This window comes from Nocardioides sp. NBC_00850 (genome assembly GCF_045207335.1).
Lineage (GTDB): Bacteria > Actinomycetota > Actinomycetes > Propionibacteriales > Nocardioidaceae > Nocardioides.
This window is the reverse complement of record NZ_CP108845.1, coordinates 4,288,951-4,305,220: the sequence shown is the minus strand read 5'-3', so window position 1 is coordinate 4,305,220 and position 16,270 is coordinate 4,288,951. Positions and strand designations below refer to the sequence as shown.

Genomic DNA, 16,270 nt, shown 5'->3' with positions numbered 1-16,270 from the left:
CCGCTCGGATGGAATGTGTTGTTGGTCACATTCAATGTACGAGCCCGCGGCTCAGCGCCCTAGGCGGAACCTGCCGAACATCGGTACAGAAGTGACACGCCCCAGCTCGGTCTCACTCCCAGGTCGAACTCGCTGAGAGCGACACTCAACCCGCCACCCAGTCCTCCCACAATTCAGGCATGCGGACGCGCGCCCCACGAACGTCCGGCTTCCGTCCCCAGGAAGGAACGCCGCCACGCCTTCCACGCCATCACCGCTGCTGGTCGACGACGTCGTGGTCGTGGCCTGCTGCGGCCAGAACTGGGCGGCGTGTGCTCCCCGAGCTCGGCGATCCCTAGCGGGGATCGGCGAGCGGCCGCTGGCACGTCAGTCCCGAACTGTGACGGATTTGTACATGTACCCGGCGTCGAGTCCAGACGAGGCTGGACTCGACACTCCTTCCGGGTGTGTGGAACCGCTTGATGATCGAGCACGCGCTCGCACCGTGGCGACAACTGAAGGGTAGGCACCACATGCAGGCAACAAGTACCGCCAATGCTGCCGTTGGCGAGGCGTTCGAACGTGCGCTGCGAGCGCGGACGGTGTGTGAGGCTTTCCAGATCACCGCGGCTGCTCAGGCGGAGCAGGTTGCTGTTCGCGCTCCCGATGACAGTGTCTCGTTGACGTACGGCGCCCTCGCCGACCAGGTTCGACGGGTCGCTGCCGGTCTCGCGGCACTGGGCGTCAAGCGCGGAGACACCGTGGGCATCATGCTCACGAACCGCCCCGAGTTCCACGTTGTGGACCTCGCTGTCATGCACCTGGGTGCTCTCGCGTTCTCGGTCTACAACACGTCCGCCCCGGCCCAGATCGAGTACATCTTCGCTGACGCCGGCAACAAGATCGTCGTCACCGAGCGTGACTTCGTCGAGCAACTCACTGCTGTGCGCGACGGTGGTACGCCGATCGACCACATCGTGGTGGTGGACGGCGAGCCGAGTGGCATGATCAGCCTCGAGCAGGTGCAGAAGCTCGGCGACGGCCATTCGGACTTCGACTTCGAGGCGGCGTGGTCCGCGGTCAGCCCCGACGACATCCTCACCCTGATCTACACGTCCGGAACGACGGGCCCACCCAAGGGTGTGCAGCTGACACACGCCAACATGATGAGCAAGATCGGGGCCCTGCAGCAGGTGTTGCCCGTCACGCCTGGTGGTCGCACCATCTCGTTCTTGCCTGCTGCGCACATCGGTGATCGGTGGGCCGGACACTATTCGCCGCTGGCGGTATGGGGCTTCACTGTGACGTCGTGCGCGGATCCGCGCACAGTGATGAAGATCGCGCAGCAGGTTCGACCGACGGCGTTCCTGCTGGTGCCCCGCATGTGGGAGAAGGCGAAGGCCGGCCTCGAGGCAGATCTCGAGTCACGGCCAGGCATCGGCGGCAAGTTGATGCGCTGGGCGATGGACATCGGCATCAAGAACGCTCGCGTCGTGCAGGCGGGCAAGCCTGCACCTCTGACGCTGCAGCTGCAGGCAAAGGTCGCATCGGCGATCGTCGGGTCAAAGATCCGCCGCGAGCTCGGGCTGGACCAGGCTGCTTGGTTCCTCACCGGGTCGGCGCCGACACCCCCCGACGTGTTCGAATTCTTCGCGGCCGCCGGGATCCAGCTCTGCGAGAACTGGGCCATGAGTGAGGCGTCTTGCGTCATGACCGCCAACGCGCCGGACCGCATACGGGTAGGCACGGTCGGGCGGCCGATCCCAGGCCTCGAGGTCAAGGTCGCTGACGACGGAGAGCTGCTCGTGCGAGGCGCGACCGTCATGAAGGGCTATCGCAACAAGCCTGAGCAAACCGCCGAGGCCCTCGATCCCGACGGTTGGCTGCACACCGGAGACATCGGGACGATCGGCGAGGACGGCTACGTGCGCCTCATCGACCGGAAGAAGGAGATCATCATCAACGCGGCGGGCAAGAACATGTCGCCCGCCAGCATCGAGAGTTGCTTGAAGTCCTCGAGCCCCTACATCGGCCAGGCGGTGTGCATCGGTGACGGCCGGCCATACAACGTCGCGCTGATCACGCTAGATCCTGACGGTGCCGGCGGGAGGTCGGTGGACGACCCGGTCACGATCGCCGAGGTCGCGGCCGGTGTCGAGCGAGCCAACAGTCAGCTGTCACGCGTGGAGCAGATCAAAAAGTTCAGGGTCCTCGCCGCGGACTGGCAGCCGGGGAGCGAGGAGCTCACCCCCACGATGAAGGTCAAGCGCAGAAGCGTTGTCAGGAAGTACGCAGCGGAGATCGAGGAGCTCTACGTCAAATAGGTACGGACGCCCCAACGGGCTCGGTCGCCCGATTGCGGATGTCGGGGTCCTCGGGCTGGGTTCGTGTCATTTCTGTACCAGTGTTGGGCGGGTTCGACCTACGTCGCTGGGGCCGGGTGCTCGTACGTTTGGCCTGACGGTCAGCACATCTTGTTCGTGCGACTTGCAGGTCAACCCCAAAGGTCCGGCGCGATCGGTGAAGCGCGCCGCAACGAAGACTCTTCGACAGTATGGAGATTGGCGATGCCACTTAAAGGCGAGTATGAGCCGAGCGCGATGAAGTTGGTACGTGACCACGTGGAGCTGTACGAAAGCTCCGGTGGTACGGAAGGAACGACGCTGAATGAGCTGATGGGTCCGAAAGGGCGGGACCTGCCTGTCATCATCCTGACCACCCTGGGCGCGAATAGCGGCAAGATCCGCAAGTCCCCGCTCATGCGGGTGGAGCACGACGGCTCCTACGTCGCCGTCGCCTCCTTGGGAGGAGCGCCCAAGCACCCGGTCTGGTACTACAACGTGAAGGCCAACCCTCGGGTGGAACTTCAGGACGGCCCGGTACGCCAGGACATGGTGGCACGCGAGGTGACCGGGGACGAGAAGGCCATCTGGTGGGCTCGCGCCGTCGAGGCGTTCCCGGACTATGCCGACTACCAGGAGAAGACGGACCGGGAGATCCCGGTTTTCGTTCTGGAACCGGCGCCCGAGGAGCACTGAGGTGGCACCGCTGGTTCATACCCGAAGAGGTGCCATGGCGCTCGCGAAGCCCAGGTCCGCCCACGCGCAGGTGAACTCCAGATCGATGGCGACGGGGGCACCACGTGCCGCCGCGTGACAGTCTGTGCAGATCAGAGATTTTGCGGCACCGCGAAGACGTCGTCGATATGCACCGGCGGCGAATGCACCAGCGGCGAATGCGCCGGCCGCCTTCCCGGGATGCCGAGGGGTGAGAACTTCGGAAAACTGATCATCCGTGTCGCTGCGAAACGCTCTCGGGCGTGATGGGTAGGTGGAACGAAAGCATGCGTCTTCCGCAAGGTTTCCAGTCCTTTGACCGTTACTGAGCGATGCCCGGAGGCAGCCACTGTGTCCGAACCAGTGCAGTTGTCGGCTACACCGATCCCCAAGGTCGCGGCCCGGCCTGTCGGTTCGCGCTGGCTGGAGACCAGGTCACTCTCGGGTCGCGTGATGCTAGGCGGAGTTCGACGTCGAGCCCCGCGCCGTTCGAAAACGTGCCAGATCGGGCGGTATGCCGCCGCTGGAGCCGTGGTCTTCGGACGAGGAACTCAGGTGCCGGCGTTCTCACGGCGGCGCGCCTTCGACGCACGGCACCTGTCCCACCAAGGTCCTGGAATTGGCGCTGGTCGGCACTGTCTGCGCTATAGGCAAGTGACGCGCCAGCCGGGAATCCACTTACGTCTGAAGGAGAGTTCTACATGAGCACGCTTGCAGGAGACCTGGCACACGGGTTGGGTGATGCACCGCAGCAGAGCGGTCGGGTGGCGTTGGTGACGGGTGCGAGCAGGGGGATCGGGGCGGCGATCGCCCGTCGTATCGCGGCGGACGGAGCGGCGGTCGTGCTCGCGGCACGCAGTCTGGAGCCATTGTGGCTACTCGAAAATGAGCTCGGGGACGACGCGATGGCAGTGCGGACGGACCTCACAGACACCGCTGACATTGACGCGCTGATTGACCGAATCCGTGACCGATGGGGCCGACTGGACATCCTGGTCAACAACGCGGGCGTGATGCCGCCGGCACGACGGCTTGAGCGCATCAGCAAGGACGACTGGGACGCGGTCATCGCGGTGAATCTGACCGCTCCGTGGTACTTGTCGGGCCGGGCGAGGGAGCTGATGATCGAAGGCGGAGCCATTGTGAACGTGGCCAGCACCGCCGCGCTGTATCCGGCCGTCGGCCTCAGTCCCTACAACATCACCAAGGCGGGACTGGCGATGCTCACCCGGTCCTGCGCGCTCGAGTGGGCGAAACACCGGATCCGGGTGAACGCGGTGGTGCCGGGCTTGGTCGATACCAAGATGGCACGGCCGGTCCTGGACTACCTGGAGAGCAATGATCTCCCGGTGAATCCGCTCGGCAGGATCGGAAGCGTCGAGGAGATCGCCGAGTTGGTTGCCTTCCTGACCGGCCCAAGCGCCGGCTATATCACCGGCGCCCTGATTCCGATCGACGGCGGAGAACTCATCTCAATTCCCTGACCACAGCTGGTCGATGACGTCTTGGTCGTCGCCTTCTTCTGCCAGAACGCCGGCGGTGCGCTCCCGGCTCCCCGAGGTTGGCGGGCAACCGTTCGATCCGGTTGGCCGCGTGGGTGAACCTTACGGGATTGTTGAGCAACCGGATCCTGCTCTCGGTCCGGTGATCATCTCGGTGAGCAGTGCCGGCGAGGTCAGCACCGACGGCGACGCGAGAGAGATGACCGCCGAGCAGGAGGCTGCCACCGCGGCGATGTACGACGGGGAGCTAGGTGGGCCGACATCGTCATCACCACAGCGATGATCCCGGGTCGCCCGCCCCGAAGCTGATCACCGAGGGGATCGTCGCCGCCACGCGCAACGGCTCGGTGACCGTCGACGTGGCTGCCGCCAACGGCGGCAACGCCGCGCTGACGAAGACCGACGAGCGCATCGTCACCGACAACAGTGGGACGATCGAGCCGGTGAAAGTCACCGCACCGATGAACACGCCGATGAAGACCTCGGCACTGTGGACACCGAGGAGGCCCGCCCGTCCTCGAGCCTTGCGCTACGTCGCTCCACCGCAACTTCGGCTCGAAGGACGGACGGGCTGCGGCCACCTCGAGCGGCGTGGCGAGATGAACGCCGCGGAGGTCGGCGTGAGGTCGAGCGACGTGCACCACCCTCGCCGCGCGGGAGCTGATCCTGGCGACCTTCGACATCCTTCGCGAGGGTCGAGTAGTCAGGTTACCGAGGATGCTCCTTCATCAACTCGGCTGTCGAGATGACTTCCGCGGATCATGGGGACGCGCAGATTTCCTGGCGCTCCTAGGCGCCGGGGCGGGGCGCCAATCGCTTGCCGAGCTCGCGGCCGAGGCTGGAGTTCCTGATCCGCCTGGACTCGCCATTCAGTTGACCGTGCTGCTCGAGGGGGCCGCCCCTACGGTTGTGGATGGCGACTCGTCGGGCTCTGCACGTGCCCGCTTGGCTGCCGAGACTCTCACTGACAGCCCTTGGAATTTGTCATCTGGGCACACCGCACCTGGAGCGCGCAGAAGCGATCAGGCAACCTGGGCGCGGCCGGCCAGGAAGATCCTCGCGGTCTCGGCGACCCGCTGGCCCAGGTGCTCGGCCGTCGCCACGTCGGACTTGTGGACACCCTCCGGCCCCTCGTCGACATTGGTCTGGGCGGCCGCGCCCAGGGAGAAGCCCAGACGGTTCAGGTCGTGCTCGGAGGCGGTGGAGCTGTTCCAGCCGGGAAGCAGGCCGAGGCTGACCCAGTGCATGCCGAGCTGCGCGGCCAGGATCTGGAAGAACTGCAGAGTGTGCAGCTTGTCGCCGCTCTTGGATCCGGAGTTGGTGAACCCGGCGGCCAGCTTGTCCTTCCACGCCTGGGTGGGGAAGCGCGGGGCGCTCGCCTCGGCGAAGGCATGGAAGGCGCCGGAGGCGGTGCCCATGTAGGTCGGCGAACCGAACACGATCGCGTCCGAGCCGTCGAGCAGGGTCCACTGCTCCTCGGTGATGTCATCCACCTCGATCAGGTGAGCCTCGGCACCGGCGCCGATGGCACCTGCCCGGACGGCCTCGGCGAGGACGGCGGTGTGGCCGTGGCCGGAGTGATAAGCGACGGAGACAACGGGAGTGGACATGCTTGCTCCTCAAACGAAGGTTCAGACCGCAGGGCAATGGCAGCTCACATGCTGCTCAAAGGCGGTAACCAGAGGATGGCACTAACTACTAGATAGCGCAATCTTCTGGGTAGCGCTGCCGTCGAGTATGCTCGAGGCATGAACAACACCCACGTGCGCGCGGAGGACCAGGACCTCTCGTTCAACGTGTTCGCCAGGGCCTGTCCCTCACGCGGCGCGCTGGAGCACGTGACGGGTCGCTGGGGCGGACTGACCCTGGGAGCGTTGTACGAAGGCTCGCTGCGCTTCAACGAGTTGCGCCGCCGGGTCGATGGAGTGAGCGAGAAGATGCTGTCGCAGACGCTGCACGCGCTAGAGCGCGACGGGCTCGTGCATCGCGAAGCCCAGCCCACCAACCCGCCCCGCGTGGACTACGAGCTGACCCCGCTCGGGCGCGAGATGGCGGAGCGCATTCTCAGCCTCATCCGCTTGCTGGAAGGCCGAATGGGTGACGTCCTCGCGGCGCGCGAGCGCTACGACGGAACGCGCGGAACCCTCTGACCTGGGGCGTGCACAGGTGACCTGGTTTGTAATCGGCCGAGTATGAGGTCCCTGCTCGGCCGGGCTGATGCCGTACGTCTCGGTCAGCGCGCGCCGCTGAAGCCACACCTGACTGACACCTCTGGGCGAGCTGGTCCCTTGGGCAAATTCGAACACTAAGGCATTGACATTGAAGTTGAGGTCGGTTTCAATCATGTAAATTGGCTGGACACAGACCGTGCGTGCAATATGGGCGCCTCTCGGTAGCGACGACACCTGCACGTGGTCTCACCCGAGTCACCGGCTGGTGGCACATAGGCAGGGAGTGGTTATGACCATTACGGCGTCATACTCCGTCGATGGGGCGGTCGGACAGCGCGCGCTGCTGGAGGAGCGCGAAGAGTTGTGGGCGCAGACCATGCGCGAGCGGCTGGCTCCGATGGGGATTCGGCTCTCTCGCGACGACCGTGGGGCAGGCAAGGTGCGGTCGGCCGATCTGGCGGACCTGCTGCTGACCGACTGGGACTGCCCGCCCATGGATGGTTACCTGCCCCGAAGCGCCATGCATGGAGACGCTGACCGGGACGTCGCCGTCGTGATGGCCGGGTGCGCCGGTGAGGAGCGGATCTCGGTTAACGGAACCGACACGTTGCTCGGCCGTGGGGCACTCCTCATCATGAGCGGTGACGGCGTGCGTCGGGGCAGTTTCAGCGTGCCGAAGGGCCTGCGAAAGCGCACGCTGTTGATCCCTGCTCCGGCTTTGAGAGCTGCGGGAAGTGCCTCGATCCCGCGGGCGCTGGCCCTGGGGTCAGACCGTCCCCTGGTCAACATCTTCCACACCTTCTTGGGTCAGGTCTGGGATGGGCTTCCCGAGATGACTGCCGTGGAGAGGGAGGCAGCACGGACGGCGCTGATCGCACTGATTGCGGGCATCGTGCAGTCGGAGGGGGTTGGCGTGAATGACCAGTCCGCCCTCCCGGCGCTGCGGGCCCAGCTGGATCGATCGATCGCTGAGCGGCTCAAGGATGGTCCCGTCCGTCTGGAGGACTTGGCGGCCGAGCACCGGGTCTCGACCCGTACCATCCATCGGGCCTTTGAGCTCACCGGCGACACCATGAAGTCGGTGGTCCGCGCACAACGGGTAGCCGCAGTACGGCACGACCTGCTCAACACCAACCTGACGATCGCTGCCATCGCCCACCGGTGGAACTACTACGACGCCAGTCACCTCGGTCGAGAGTTCCGTCGCGTCTTCGGAATCTCCGCTGGTGAGTATCGTCAGAGCTACGCCGGTGACGTGGATGCGTCGATCCGGTCGGCGATCGATGACAGCGCACTTGGAGCGCCACGGGTGATGGAAGCGTCGTAGAGGATCAGTACTCGACCTGTGCCAGGCCGCGCAGTTCTTCGGGCGTGGTCGTGCTGAACCCGAAGAATTCCAGGAGGGCCGGGATCTGTTCGTACAGCATGTCGATGCCGACCTGGGTCCTGCACCCGCGCTCGCGCGCGGCCCGTATGAACGGGGTGACCTCGGTCTTCATCACGACCTCGCCGACGAACGTGGTCGGGGCCAGCAGCGCCATGTCGATGGGCAGTGGGTCGCCCTCGTTCATGCCGAGAGGTGTCGCGTTCACGACCAAGTCATAGCCGACCGGGTCGGCCGACCCCGTACGTATCTCGATCCCGGGATAGTGGTCGGACAGGCGGTCGGCGAGCGAGTCGGTGATCTCCGGAGTGGTGTCGACCAGCGCCATCCGGTTTACGCCCGCCGCCGCCAGCGAGGCGGCGATCGCCGATCCGACGCCACCCGCGCCGACGACCAACGCGCTCGCGCCCTGTAGCTCGCGCCCCGAGCGACGTACGCCTCTGACGAATCCTGCTCCGTCGAACATGTCGGCAACGAGGCGGCCGTCGTCGCGCCGCATCAGGGCGTTCGCCGCACCCGCAATCCGAGCGGTCGGGCTCACCTCGTCAGCCAGATCGAGGACACTCTTCTTGTGCGGCATCGTCACGAGCGCGCCACGCAGATTGCCGATCTTGCACAGCTCCGGCAGGAAGCTCGGGAAGTCTGCCGCGCTGATCGCCATCGGTACGACGATCGCGTCGACTCCGGACTTCTCGAAGAAGGGGTTGAAGATCATCGGGGACTTGAAGGTCTCGGTTGGATAGCCGAGGTGGGCGATCAGACTCGTTCTTCCGGAGATCATGCGAGGACTCCGTTCATGTCTCGTCCTTGTCGTTGTGGACTTCGGTCACACGTACGCCGGTCCAGGCACAGGATCTCTCACCGTGCTCCGACCAGTACGTGTCCCAGTTGTCCAGCTTCCAGCTGTCCCGCTCTAGGCCTCGGGCACGCAGCCGCCGTCGAAGTGCCGCGGGGGAGGTGCGGACCCGGACCACCTCGACCGGCACTGGCGGCCAGGCGAAGCGTTGCGCTGCGCGGGTGATGAAGTCGGGGTCGTCGAGGTAGGGACTGAACGGCGCATCGATGACCACCGGTCGTCCGAGGCGAAGGTTGTCGCCGGAGACATCGAGTAGTGAGTCGTACTCGAGCGGCAGGATGTGCTCCCGGTAGAGGGCGTTCGACTCTCGCTCGTTGGGGTCGTGGCCGGCGGCGGTCAGGATGGTCTCGACGAAGCGGGCGCTCATCGCATCCTTGTCCAGGTAGGCAGCCGCATGATCGCGAGCGAGGCGCTTCGCGGTCGTCGACTTACCGGAACCAGCGGTCCCGATGACGATGTGCAGGCTCAGCTCGGTCACTGGCGCGCTGCTCGCACTGCGTCGAGGAAGTCACGGGCGGCGGTGGTGACCCGGGTGTAGTCGCCATCGGGCTGCCACGCCTTGGTCACGGCGCCGCCCACGGCGACGCCGGCGACGCCGGCCGCGAACCAGTCAGCGACATTCTCCGTCGTCACCCCGCCGGCCGGCATGATCGGCAGGTGTGCCAAGGGTGCAAGCACGGCCTTGGCATAGGGGATGCCCGCGTTCTCGGTCGGGAAGAGCTTGAGGATGTCCGCCCCCGCCTCTGCCGACTCGACGAGCTCCGTCGGGGTGAAGGCACCGCTGATCGTCGGGACCTGGTAGCGGTTGGCGACGCGGATCATCTCGGGGTTGAGCTGGGGGCTCACGAGGAACCTCGCGCCGACCCTGATCGACTCGTAGGCGGCATGCCCGTCCAGCACGGTTCCGGCGCCGATCGCAATGCCGCTCGACGCGTACTGCGCGGTTAGCCGCTTGATGAGGTCGATGGCACCGGGCGTCGACAGGGTGATCTCGAGAGCCCGGAAGCCGCCTTCGATCGCGGCATGCGCCACGTGCTCCGCGACCTCTGCGTCGTCGAGCCGCACGATGAGGACAGCGCCCGACTCCTCGATCGTGCGCAGGGTCTGAAGCTTTTGGTACATGCGAACTCCTTCTGGCGTACACCTGGCCGAAACAACCTGTTGACAGAGCATCGCACCTTGCTTAACGTTTCTGCAATCGATCTCTGCAACCGATCTCATAATCTGAGTTCGCTCTGATTCTTCAGGACGGAGTACATCCATGGACCGCGTCGAGGCACAGCCCCGTCGAGCGCGCACCGTCGTCCTCGGTGCGTCGCATTGGCACGTGCCGTTGTACGCGGCCGCGATCGCCGACGTGCATCAGGTCATCGGGACCTCCGACGACAACCTTGCCGTGGCCAAGGCCCTCGCCGAGTTGTGGGGAGGCGCGGTCGAGGCTGACTGGCGAACGCTCCTCGAACTGCCCGACATCGAGCTCGCCTACGTCTTCGGCCCCCACGACGGCATGGTTGAGATGTGTGAGGCCCTGATCGCGCGGAATATCCCGTTCGTCGTCGAGAAGCCTCTCGGTACCTCGCTCGAGCAGCTCCAGGTGGTACGCCGCGCCGCAGAAGAAGCGAGTGTCCCAGCGACGGTGCCGCTGATCCAGCGGGGCGGACCGACCGACAGCTGGCTCGCAAAGGCAGGGCGACCGGTGTATCAACGGTTGTCGTTCGTCGCTGGTCCGCCGGAGCGCTACCACCACAACGGCAACCCCTGGATGCTCGACCCTGACCGCGCCGGCGGTGGCTGCCTGGCCAACCTGGGACCACACTTCGTCGACCTCTTCTTGCAGGCGAGCGGCCAACCCGCTGCCTTGAGTGCCGCGACGTTGTCGCATGCCCTCCATGCTGGAAAGGTCGAGGACCACGCGACCCTTGTGCTGACCACGGCAGATGACCGCGGGGCCGTCATCGAGGTGGGCTACGCGTTTCCCCAGTCCGGCCTCAAGCGCTACTGCAGCTACTCCTCGGCCGGCGAGGCCGGGTTCGCCTCGATCGACACCAATGGTGCTGCGATCTTCACGTCGACGGACGGCCGTACCGAGCGGGCCTCCATCGACGTGGACAGCGACCCTCTTTACGATCCGTTCGTAAGGCACGTCGCGCGCACTCTCGACGATGACTTTCGTGGCTTACCGACCCTGGGTGAGCTGGAGGACGTCATGCAGATCATCTGGCGTGCCTATCGCGCTAACCGAAAGGCACTGAACCATGGCTGATCTCAGCATCGACGCCGTCGCGAAGGCGGCGGGTGTGCACCGCTCGACCGTCTCGCGCGCCTTCTCCCGCCCGGAGGCGGTCAGGGCCGAGACCCGAGAACACGTGCTGCGCGTTGCCGCCGAGCTGGGTTACACCATGAGCCCGCTCGCTCAGGCGCTGCGCTCCAAGACGAGCACCTTCGTACCGCTGATCGTGCCGAACGTCAGCAACCCGTTCTACGCCGAGCTCGCGCAGGCGATGACTAGTGCCGCGGGGGAGCGTGGGTACCAGCTCATGCTCTGCGTCACGAACGGTGACCGGGTCCAGGCAGATGGCTACCTGAAGGCCATGCAGTCGCTGTACGCGCCCTTCGGCGTCGTTGCGCCGTCCACCAGGGTCGACATCGACAAGCTGACGCAGTTCGAGTTCGGGCGCCGAGTCGTCGTCACCGATCATCTCGAAAAGGATGCGCCCGTCCCGAGCGTCACGGTGGACAACCGCCGCGGCATAGAGCTTGCCTTCGAGCACCTTCGATCGCTCGGGCATCAGAGGATCGCCTACGTATCCGGAATCTCCGGCACCTACACGTCACACGAGCGTATAGACGCCTATCATGACTTGGTCGACGGTGACTCGATCGTCCTCGACAGCGGCTCCGACACAGAGGCGGGGGAGCGCGCCGCTGCCCAGTTCGCAGCCATGTCCGACCGTCCGACCGCGATCATCGCCGCGAACGACATGGCCGCCTTCGGGGTCATCTCCGGGCTCACCGCGCAGGGCTTCCACATCCCAGGAGACGTCTCGGTCATCGGCTTCGATGGCCTGGCGCTGGGGGCACGCTTCAACCCCGCGCTCACGACGATCCAGCAGCCCACCGCCGAGATGAGCAGGATCGCGATCGACCTCGCCGAGAAGAAGGCAACTAACGGTACGGTCGAGCATCTCGTCCTCGAGCCCGAGCTGCAGGTTCGCGCTTCCACGACCGGGCCGCGCTCATGACGGCGCCGAAGAGTGCCGGCGATGAGCTGCCGCGTATCCCCGGAGTCCGGTGGGCCGACCACATCGCTCTCACGGTGCCCGACCTCGACGAGGCAGTGCGCTTCTTCGTCGAGGCGCTGGGAGCAGAGGAGCTCTACCGCTCGACCCGCGGGCCGGACGCAACGTTCATGCCCGAGAACTTCGACGTTCCCCAGGACGCGGCCCTCACGCTCGCGATGCTGCGGATGCCACCGAACCTCAACGTGGAGCTGTTCGAGTGGGCCACCTCGGAGCGACGCATGGAGCACCCGCGACACAGCGACGCCGGTGGCCATCACCTCTGCTTCGTCGTCGACGACGTGGACGAGGCCGTCGCGGTGCTCCGCGAGATCCCGGGTGTTCGACTGCTCGGTGACCGCAAGGAGGTGGCTGGCGACAGTCCCCGAGTCGCCGGCAACCGGTGGACCTATTTCCTCACCCCGTGGGGGCTGCTCATGGAGATCGTCGACCGATCCCGGGTAGCCAACCCGCCGCGCCTGGTCGGACCCGCCGACTGGACCTCAGCCTCAGAAGACCTGACCAGAAAGGACCAGTGACCATGCGCCTTGCGGGCCATACCCTGGGCACCCCGGAGCAGACCGTGACGGAAGCGATCGAACTGTTCGCGACCGCCGGACTCGACGCCGCCGAGGTGATCTACCAAGACGACTACCGCTCCGGGCTGCCCCTGCGCGACCGCCGCGCGGCTGAAGAGGCCAAGCGAGCCTCGGACGCTCTGGGTGTTCCGATCATCGGTCTGACGCCCTACACCACGGGTATCAATGCGCTCGACGCTAACGTGTGGCAATCGGCCGTCGACGAGTTCCGTGGAGCGATCGAGGTCGCCCAGATCGTGGGTGCGGACCGGCTCCGCGTCTACGCCGGTTCCTGGCATCCCGGGGACCGAGATCACCAGGCCCATTGGGAGCGGCTCAGCGAGGCCTTGCGGACGCTGGGTCCAGAGGCCTCCCAGGCCGGGGTACGGCTGTGCGTCGAGAACCACTTCGGGACGATGACCCAGTCCGCGAGTGAGACTGCTCGGTTGGTACGCGAGGTCGACCACGACGCGGTATTTGTGCTCTATGACCAGGCAAACCTGACCTTCACCCACGACGAGCCGTTCGACGAGGCACTGCGTGTCCAGGGCGACCTGGTCGGCCACGTGCACGTCAAGGACCTGGTGTTCACCGACCCGGACGCGCCGTTCCAGGCATCCGAGACCGCTCGCGTCGCGGCCTCCGAGCGCGCGGTGCGCTCTCGTGTCGTAGGCGATGGTGTCGTGCCGTGGGGCGACATCCTCGCCACGCTGGCGAGGCTCGGCTACGACGATGTGCTGTCTCTCGAGTACGAGTACCGCTGGCATCCGCAAGACCTGCCCGACCCCGCGGTGGGCTTCGCCCGGTCCGCGGCGGTCGTTCGCGCCGCTCTCGCCGAGGTCGAGGCCGTCGGAGGTGCCCGATGAGCGCGTCTGCCAGGACAAGGGTGGGTGTTGTCGGCGCCGGCAACATCGCCTCCATCGCCCAGCTCCCGACCCTGGTCAACCGCGACGACGTCGAGCTCGCGGCGCTGGTCTCACGTCGACAGGATCCCGGGCCGTTGGCGCGGCGATGGGGGTTCAGCGCCGTGTACCCGACCGTCGAGGAGATGCTGGCCGGGGAGCAGCTGGACGCGGTGTTTGTCCTCACGCCGCGCTCGGAGCATGCGCATGCTGTCGAGGCTTGCCTACGGCACGGGCTCGACGTGTTCTGCGAGAAGCCACTCGCGCCATCCGTCGACGAGGCGGAGCGCTTGGCCGACCTGGCCGACGAGTACGGCCGCATCCTCATGGTCGACTTCAACCGTCGCTACGCGCCCGCCTACGTCGCCGGCCGAAAAGCGTTCGGGGAAGCGGGGGCCGCGTTCTGCGTCGCCCAGAAGAATCGCCCCGGTTCGGAGTATCGCGCGACGTTCGAGAACGCCATCCACATGGTCGATCTGCTGCGCTGGTACTGCGGCGGCGAACCCGTAGACGTGTCGGCACACGCTGCTGGCGACGATGCCTGGGAAGAGGACGGTTCCGCCGCGCTGGTGCGTTTCGACTCCGGCAACACCGGTGTGCTGGTTGCGGCCCGAACCGCCGGGGCGTGGAACGAGAAGCTCGATGCGTACGGAGCCGGGGTGTCCGCCGAGGTGCGAGCGCCGGAATCGGTCGCGGTCACCGTCGACGGCGTGACCACCACTCGCGACCTCAGCTCGGAGGCTTTCGGATGGGCCACTGCCACCGAGACTCTTGGCTTCGCCGAAGCGGTGCACCACTTCTTGGACCGCGTATCGGACCGGCAGCCGCCCCTGACATCCGCGCGCGAGGCCGTCGCGACGCAAAGGTTGCTCGATCGCATTCTCGAAGCGGCAGGACTGCCGACTCAGGAGCAAGGAGGTCGCCAGTGGTCAAGCCACGCCACTAACACTGCCCCACGATGAATCGATAGGAACCTCGTCCTGTCACAGGGTTTCGAATCAGTCGTCCAACTGATCCGAAGCCCCGCACTCGGGTGACCCAACACCCGACGGAACGCCCTGCGCGGTAACCGGGCCTCGGTGTGCCCTGATCCGCCAACTGTCAGCGCGCAAAAACCGACAATCCGTCACAAAGAGGACTTCTCATGACGAACCCGCACGGCACATCGGCCCCTGCAGGGGCCCCCGAGGTCTCGGTGGCAAACCGGCGACCGACCAACATGATAGCAGGCACGATCGGCCACTTCGTGGAGTGGTACGACTGGTACATCTACGGATTGCTGGCGGCTGTTTTCTCAGCCCAGATCTTCCCGAGCCACTCCGCATTCGCGTCTCTGGTCGCTGCGCTGCTCACCTACGCGATCGGCTTCGTCGTACGACCCTTCAGCGGAATCATTCTCTCGCCGTTGGCCGACCGCTACGGCCGCCGAGTCGTGCTTACGCTGGCGATCTCCGGAATGGCCATCGGGTCCCTGATCATCGCCCTGACCCCTCCGTTCGCGACGATCGGGTACGCAGCGCCTGCGCTGTTCCTGGTGGCGCGCGTGCTCCAGGGGATCTCCGCCGGCACCGAGCAGCAGAGTGCGATCGCCTTCATGGTCGAGCACGCGCCGCCGAACAGGCGGGCCCTGTTCGGGTCCTTCTCCAACATGGCCAGCGGCCTGGCGACCCTCGCTGCGACCGGGTCCGCAGCAGCTGTCACGGCCGCCTTCTCGCCGAGTGCGGTCGAGACCTGGGCATGGAGAATCCCCTTCCTGATCGGCGGCCTCCTCGGTGTGGTCGGCCTGATCCTGCGGGCCCGTGCGGATGAGTCCCCTGAGTTCACGGCGAATGCTGCCGTCGACCAGGAAGCCGCGCCCGCGAAGCTCAAGAGCCTTCTCCGCGAGCACCCCAAGGCACTGATCCAGGCCGCGGCGCTGTCTGCCCCCGCCGTCGCTTACTACACCTGGGCCACCTTCCTACCCACCTACGCGAACCTGACGACCGGACGCAATCTCTCCGCTACCCTCGCCGGCAGCGTCATCGGACTCGTACTGCTGGTGATCATCGTGCCCATCTGCGGTGCACTCTCGGACCGGCTCGGGCGACGAAAGATCTTCCCCATCGTCGGCGCCGCCGGCATGGTCGTACTCTTCTACCCCTTGCTTCTCCTGCTCAACGTGCCCGGCTTCGGCATCTACGTTCTGGTGGCCGCGTCCGGATGGGTCGTGCTAGGCATATGGCAGGCCGTCTATCCGACGATCCAGGCTGAGCTGTTCCCGGCCTCGGTCCGGGTGTCTGGGATCGGCTTCGCGCACCAGCTCGTCATCGCCGCCCTGGGCGGTACCGCGCCGCTCATAGCGGCCTCGTTCGTCGGAGCCGGGCACCCGATGCTCGTGGCGGTCTACATGACGGTCATCGTCGCCATCTGCCTCGCGGTCTACACCACGCTTCCCGAGACCGGCGACCGAGGCAATCGAGCCACCGTAGCCCCGACAGACGCCGACGTCCTCGGCGTGGAGCGGTGACCTCACCGCCTGGATAAAGATGTCCTGCCCCCGAACCGACTCGCTCGGGGGCAGGACA

Annotated in this window: 16 protein-coding genes; 12 read left to right on the top strand and 4 right to left on the bottom strand. The window is 66.0% G+C overall.

Going from position 1 to position 16,270, the window contains the following annotated elements; translation table 11 throughout:
- Positions 1-461 precede the first annotated feature (461 nt).
- From OH802_RS20930 to OH802_RS20915, 4 genes are all read left to right on the top strand, one after another.
- Positions 462-2,303, top strand: a complete 1,842-nt coding sequence (locus OH802_RS20930; protein ID WP_406021682.1) for an AMP-dependent synthetase/ligase — start codon at positions 462-464, stop codon at positions 2,301-2,303.
- 243 nt (positions 2,304-2,546) lie between these two features.
- The gene (locus tag OH802_RS20925) at positions 2,547-3,017 is read left to right on the top strand and encodes a nitroreductase family deazaflavin-dependent oxidoreductase (protein WP_406029372.1); all 471 of its coding nucleotides are present in this window, start codon (positions 2,547-2,549) and stop codon (positions 3,015-3,017) included.
- Positions 3,018-3,736: 719 nt separating this feature from the next.
- On the top strand, positions 3,737-4,519 hold the full coding sequence (locus tag OH802_RS20920; RefSeq protein WP_406021680.1) for an SDR family NAD(P)-dependent oxidoreductase: 783 nt from the start codon (positions 3,737-3,739) through the stop codon (positions 4,517-4,519).
- A gap of 269 nt (positions 4,520-4,788) precedes the next feature.
- Positions 4,789-5,286, top strand: coding sequence for a hypothetical protein (locus tag OH802_RS20915; protein ID WP_406021678.1), 498 nt, complete (start codon positions 4,789-4,791; stop codon positions 5,284-5,286).
- A 273-nt stretch (positions 5,287-5,559) separates the two neighbouring features.
- Here the strand turns inward: OH802_RS20915 and OH802_RS20910 are convergent, their stop codons facing one another.
- Entirely contained in the window at positions 5,560-6,147 is a 588-nt protein-coding gene (locus OH802_RS20910; RefSeq protein WP_406021676.1) for a flavodoxin family protein, read from the bottom strand.
- A 138-nt stretch (positions 6,148-6,285) separates the two neighbouring features.
- Between OH802_RS20910 and OH802_RS20905 the strand changes: the two genes are divergently transcribed.
- Together OH802_RS20905 and OH802_RS20900 are read left to right on the top strand one after the other, a co-directional pair.
- Positions 6,286-6,687 (top strand): winged helix-turn-helix transcriptional regulator, encoded by a 402-nt coding sequence (locus tag OH802_RS20905; RefSeq protein WP_406021674.1) that lies wholly within the window; start codon positions 6,286-6,288, stop codon positions 6,685-6,687.
- Positions 6,688-6,997: 310 nt separating this feature from the next.
- Entirely contained in the window at positions 6,998-8,035 is a 1,038-nt protein-coding gene (locus OH802_RS20900; RefSeq protein ID WP_406021672.1) for a helix-turn-helix domain-containing protein, read from the top strand.
- Positions 8,036-8,039: 4 nt separating this feature from the next.
- On the opposite strand, the gene OH802_RS20895 is transcribed toward OH802_RS20900, so the two are convergent.
- Genes OH802_RS20895 through OH802_RS20885 form a run of 3 tightly spaced genes read right to left on the bottom strand, consistent with a single transcriptional unit; the run spans position 8,040 to position 10,070 of the window.
- Positions 8,040-8,873 (bottom strand): shikimate dehydrogenase family protein, encoded by an 834-nt coding sequence (locus OH802_RS20895; protein ID WP_406021670.1) that lies wholly within the window; start codon positions 8,871-8,873, stop codon positions 8,040-8,042.
- 13 nt (positions 8,874-8,886) lie between these two features.
- Positions 8,887-9,426 (bottom strand): AAA family ATPase, encoded by a 540-nt coding sequence (locus tag OH802_RS20890; RefSeq protein WP_406021668.1) that lies wholly within the window; start codon positions 9,424-9,426, stop codon positions 8,887-8,889.
- On the bottom strand, positions 9,423-10,070 hold the full coding sequence (locus OH802_RS20885) for a bifunctional 4-hydroxy-2-oxoglutarate aldolase/2-dehydro-3-deoxy-phosphogluconate aldolase (RefSeq protein ID WP_406021666.1): 648 nt from the start codon (positions 10,068-10,070) through the stop codon (positions 9,423-9,425). The genes OH802_RS20890 and OH802_RS20885 overlap by 4 nt, the downstream gene beginning before the upstream one ends.
- 139 nt (positions 10,071-10,209) lie before the next feature.
- Here OH802_RS20885 and OH802_RS20880 point away from each other — a divergent pair, with 139 nt between their 5' ends.
- The 6 genes from OH802_RS20880 (at position 10,210) to OH802_RS20855 (ending at position 16,212) form a co-directional block, all read left to right on the top strand.
- Entirely contained in the window at positions 10,210-11,211 is a 1,002-nt protein-coding gene (locus OH802_RS20880) for a Gfo/Idh/MocA family protein (protein WP_406021664.1), read from the top strand.
- A complete protein-coding gene (locus OH802_RS20875; protein ID WP_406021662.1) occupies positions 11,204-12,190 on the top strand; it encodes a LacI family DNA-binding transcriptional regulator in 987 nt (328 codons plus the stop codon). Before OH802_RS20880 ends, OH802_RS20875 begins: the two co-directional genes overlap by 8 nt.
- Positions 12,187-12,765, top strand: a complete 579-nt coding sequence (locus OH802_RS20870) for a VOC family protein (RefSeq protein WP_406021660.1) — start codon at positions 12,187-12,189, stop codon at positions 12,763-12,765. The genes OH802_RS20875 and OH802_RS20870 overlap by 4 nt, the downstream gene beginning before the upstream one ends.
- A 44-nt stretch (positions 12,766-12,809) precedes the next feature.
- The gene (locus tag OH802_RS20865; protein ID WP_406021658.1) at positions 12,810-13,670 is read left to right on the top strand and encodes a sugar phosphate isomerase/epimerase family protein; all 861 of its coding nucleotides are present in this window, start codon (positions 12,810-12,812) and stop codon (positions 13,668-13,670) included.
- Complete coding sequence (locus OH802_RS20860; protein ID WP_406021656.1) at positions 13,667-14,668, top strand: Gfo/Idh/MocA family protein; 1,002 nt, start codon at positions 13,667-13,669, stop codon at positions 14,666-14,668. The genes OH802_RS20865 and OH802_RS20860 overlap by 4 nt, the downstream gene beginning before the upstream one ends.
- A 182-nt stretch (positions 14,669-14,850) precedes the next feature.
- Positions 14,851-16,212, top strand: a complete 1,362-nt coding sequence (locus OH802_RS20855; RefSeq protein WP_406021654.1) for an MFS transporter — start codon at positions 14,851-14,853, stop codon at positions 16,210-16,212.
- The last annotated feature ends 58 nt before the right edge of the window (positions 16,213-16,270 follow it).